Origin of the sequence: Micromonospora sp. WMMD737 (assembly GCF_049179055.1) — a bacterium.
GTDB lineage: Bacteria > Actinomycetota > Actinomycetes > Mycobacteriales > Micromonosporaceae > Micromonospora > Micromonospora reichwaldensis.
In genome coordinates, this window is the sequence record NZ_JBMHMH010000031.1 from 1 (window position 1) to 4,066 (window position 4,066).

General features: G+C 69.6%; 4 protein-coding genes and 1 pseudogene. 3 read left to right on the forward strand and 2 right to left on the reverse strand.

The window, feature by feature from the left end:
• Positions 1-793 (reverse strand): alpha/beta hydrolase (locus tag ACN27A_RS34110; protein ID WP_421459086.1); only part of this gene is annotated, 793 nt, incomplete at its 3' end.
• Positions 794-866: 73 nt separating this feature from the next.
• Between ACN27A_RS34110 and ACN27A_RS34115 the strand changes: the two genes are divergently transcribed.
• Positions 867-1,868, forward strand: coding sequence for a sigma-70 family RNA polymerase sigma factor (locus tag ACN27A_RS34115; RefSeq protein WP_421459088.1), 1,002 nt, complete (start codon positions 867-869; stop codon positions 1,866-1,868).
• On the opposite strand, the gene ACN27A_RS34120 is transcribed toward ACN27A_RS34115, so the two are convergent.
• On the reverse strand, positions 1,865-2,320 hold the full coding sequence (locus ACN27A_RS34120; RefSeq protein WP_421459089.1) for a MarR family winged helix-turn-helix transcriptional regulator: 456 nt from the start codon (positions 2,318-2,320) through the stop codon (positions 1,865-1,867). The genes ACN27A_RS34115 and ACN27A_RS34120 overlap by 4 nt on opposite strands.
• Before the next feature lie 96 nt (positions 2,321-2,416).
• Here ACN27A_RS34120 and ACN27A_RS34125 point away from each other — a divergent pair, with 96 nt between their 5' ends.
• Positions 2,417-3,184, forward strand: coding sequence for a pirin family protein (locus tag ACN27A_RS34125; protein WP_421459091.1), 768 nt, complete (start codon positions 2,417-2,419; stop codon positions 3,182-3,184).
• Positions 3,162-4,066, forward strand: a pseudogene (locus ACN27A_RS34130) (gluconolaconase); the annotation flags it as partial. The gene ACN27A_RS34125 and the pseudogene ACN27A_RS34130, both read left to right, overlap by 23 nt.

A 4,066-nucleotide genomic window follows, 5' to 3' on the forward strand; every position in this document is an offset into this window, starting at 1 on the left:
CGTTGAACACCTCGTGGTACAGACCCGGGTACACCTTCAGGTGTACGTCGTCGGAGCCTACGCACTCGACCAGCCGTCTGCTGCCCTCGACCGGGATCAGCTTGTCCGCCTCGCCGTGCACCACCAGCAGCGGCGCGGTGATCGCCGCGGCCCGCCGCGGCATGGTCTCGCCGACGCCGATGAGCGCGCGGGCGACCCCGGCGGGCAGTTTGCCGTGGTGGACCAGCGGGTCGTTCTCGTAGGCGGCGACCACGTTCGGGTCGCGGGACACCGCGTCGGCGGGCAGGTCCTCCACGGGCAGGCCCGGAGCGATCCTGCCCAGCACCTTGGCCAGGACCACCATCGGAGCTGACACCGACGCCTGCGCAGCGACGGCGGGGCCGGACAACACCATGGCGTGGTAGTCGTCGGGGTGCTCGACGCCGTAGGTGAACACGATGCCCCCGCCCATGCTGTGGCCGACGACGATGCGCGGGAGTCCGGGATGCTCGGCCGCGGCGATCCCGACCAGTGTGTGGAAGTCGCCGGTGTACTCGCCGATGTCACGCAGGTACACCCGCTTGCCCCCGGAGCGGCCGTGGCCACGGTGATCCAGGGCGTAGGTGATCAGCCCGGCTGCCGCGAAACGCGCCGCGACGTGGTCGTAGCGGCGGGCGTGTTCGGCGTATCCGTGGGCGAGGATCACGACGCCACGGGGTTGGGCACCGGACTGCGGGTCCGGCGTCCACACGTCGTAGACGATGTGGATGCCGCCGGCACCGTCGAAACTGTGCTCGCTGTGGGTCACGGCCATTCCCGAAAGAGTAATCGGGGCCGCACCGCCGCCGGGACCTGTATGTCGGTGCCGCTGCGTAAGCTCACATGACGTGAGTGTTGTTGCAGTCGGCGACGGCAGGGCCCGGGACGCCTTCCTGTGCGATGCGCAGCGATACCGCCGGGAACTGCTCGCACACTGTTACCGGATCACCGGGTCGCTGCATGATGCCGAGGACCTGGTCCAGGAGACGTATCTGCGTGCCTGGAAGTCGTACGGGAGCTTCGAGGGCAAGTCCTCGGTGCGCACCTGGCTGTACCGGATCGCCACCAACACTGCTCTGACCTCGCTGGAGGGACGCAAGCGCCGCCCGCTGCCGAGGGGCCTGGGGGCACCGGCCTCCGATCCCACCGGCGACATCACCGAGCGTCACGAGATCGCCTGGCTCGAGCCGCTGCCGGACGCACCGCGGGAGGACCCGTCGGATCCGTCGGTGATCGCCGAGTCCCGCGAATCGGTGCGGCTGGCGTTCGTGGCCGCGCTGCAGCACCTGCCGCCCCGGCAGCGCGCCGTGCTGGTGCTGCGCGAGGTGCTGCAGTGGAAGGCAGCGGAGGTGGCCGAGGCGGTCGGCACGTCGACCGCGGCGGTCAACAGCCTGCTGCAACGGGCCCGGGCCCAACTCGACGAGGTGCAGCCCAGCCGTGACGATCGCCCGTTGCCTCCGGAGTCGCCCCAGACCGCCGACCTGCTGGCGCGCTATGTCGCCGCATTCGAGTCCTACGACCTCGACCAGCTGGTCGAGTTGTTCACCGCCGACGCGGTGTGGGAGATGCCTCCGTTCGACGGCTGGTACCAGGGGCCCGTCGAGATCGTCACGCTGTCGAAGACGCACTGCCCGGCGGAGCGGGCCGGCGACATCCGGTTCCTCACCGCGACGGCCAACGGCCAGCCGATGGCGGCGCTGTACATGCGCAATCCCGCGTCGGGGGTGCACGAGGCTTTCCAGTTGCACGTGCTCGACGTGCATCCGGCGGGCATCACCCACGTCGTGGCGTTCAAGGAGGACGGTCTGTTCTCGAAGTTCGGCCTGCCCGGCACGCTGCCTGCGGTCTAGTGGTCGGCGCGCCGTCGCTCGAGCCGGCGCAACGCGGCCCGAAGTGCCCCGCCCAGCGCACCCAGCTGGTCCGGCGGCAATCCGTCGAAGACGACGCTGCGCACCAGTTCGACGTGGCCGGGTGCCGCCGCCTCCAGCGCGGCGGTTCCGGCGTCGGTGATCGCGACGGTGGCGCCGCGCCGGTCGTCGTGATCGCCTTCCCGCTCGACCATCCCGCGCCCGCGCATCCGGCGCAGTTGGTGCGACAGCCGGCTCTGCTCCCACCCGAGGTGCTCGCCGAGTTCGTTGATCCGCGTCGGGCCGCGCTCGGACAGCGCCACCAGGACGTCGTAGTCCGACAGGGACAGATCGCAGTCGGCCTGCAGCTGCCGGTGCATCGCCGTGTGCAGTCGGCTGCTCATGGCGAGGTAGTCGCGCCAGATCTGCTGCTGCTCGTCGGTGAGCCATTCCACGGGCTCAGCCTATCCCCGGAATAGATGATACGTCATCTATGTTGTCGGGGGCGGTGTCGGCCACCTAGGCTGACGAAGACTCCCGAGGAGTGATCCATGACCAGCCCCCGCAGCGTCGTCGACATCCGTCGCGCGCAGGACCGTCTCAGGACCCAGATCCCCTGGCTGGACTCCAAGCATTCGTTCTCGTTCGGCGACCTCTATGAGCCCGACAACACCCACCACGGCCTTCTGCTGGTCAACAACGACGATCAGGTGGCACCGGCTGCTGGCTTCGATACCCATCCGCACCGCGACATGGAGATCGTCACCTGGGTGCTGCGCGGATCGCTGGTGCACCAGGATTCCACCGGCCATTCCGGGGTCATCTATCCCGGACTCGCGCAACGGATGTCGGCCGGCACCGGCATCATGCACTCCGAGAAGAACGACTCGTGGACGTTGACCGGTGAACAATCACACAGCGAGCCAGTACATTTCGTCCAGATGTGGGTGATGCCCGACGAGTCGGGAATCACGCCGGGCTATCAGCAGCTCGAGATCGACGCCGAACTGCTCAGCGGCAATCTGGTGACGATCGCCTCGGGGATGCCCGAGCACGGGGACGCCGCGGCGATCGCGATCCGCAACCGCCACGCCGCGCTGCACGGCGCGCGACTGCAGCCGGGCCAGAATGTCCAACTGCCCGAGGCCCCCTATCTGCATCTGTTCGTCGCGCAAGGTCAGATCACGCTCGAGGGAGCCGGTGGACTCGACGAAGGAGACGCGGTGCGCTTCACCGCATCGGGTGGACAACGGGTGACCGCCGCCACGCCCGCCGAAATTCTGGTCTGGGAGATGCATGCGGGACTCACTGCGGCATAAGCGAACCGGGGCGCTGCTGATAGGAGCGGCGCTGATCACCGGATGCACCGAAGGCGCGCAGCAGTCGTCGCCCTCACCGGCTCAGTCAGCTCCGGGCACCTCGGCGCCCGCCCCGTCGACGCCCCCGGCCACGCAGACCAGCACGGTCACCGTCGAGGCCGCCCCGGGGCTCGACGGCGCACCGTTCGACCAGACCCGCGAGGTCTCCGTGCCGCAGGGCTGGACGATGTCGGTGTGGGCCCGCACCGACCGCCCGCGGCTGGCCGTGTGGACCCCCGACGACAACCTGCTGGTGTCGGTGCCGGCCCAGGGCCGGGTGTTGCGCTTCTCCCCCGGCCCGGCCGGGCCGCAGGAGTCGGTGCTGCTCAACGGGCTCGAGCAGCCGCACGGCCTGCAGTTCTCCGGTTCCACACTCTACGTCGCCGAAAGCGACCAGATCGTCGCCTACGACTACGCCGACGGCGCCGCGACGAACCAACGGGTCGTCGCGGGCGGGCTGCCGAACGCCGAGAGCCCCGATCTACGGGGCGCCTACGCGCATGCGTTGAAGAGCGTCGTGGTCGGTCCCGACGGCGCGGTCTACTTCTCGATCGGTTCCACGGGAAACATCAGTGCCGAGGACCGCACCGCCGAACCTCCCCGCGCGACGATCATGCGCGTGCCGCCCGGAGGCGGACCCGCCGAGCCGTTCGCCACCGGCGTGCGCAACGGCACCGGCCTGGCGGTGGCGCCCGACGGGTCGGTCTGGACCGCGAACAACGGACGCGACAACATCGCCTTCCCCGAGCCGGGCCCGTCCTACGGCGAGGTCATCGGCGACTACGTCGACGACAATCCCCCCGAGCAGATCGCCCGGCTCACCCCCGGACGCGAACTGGGCTG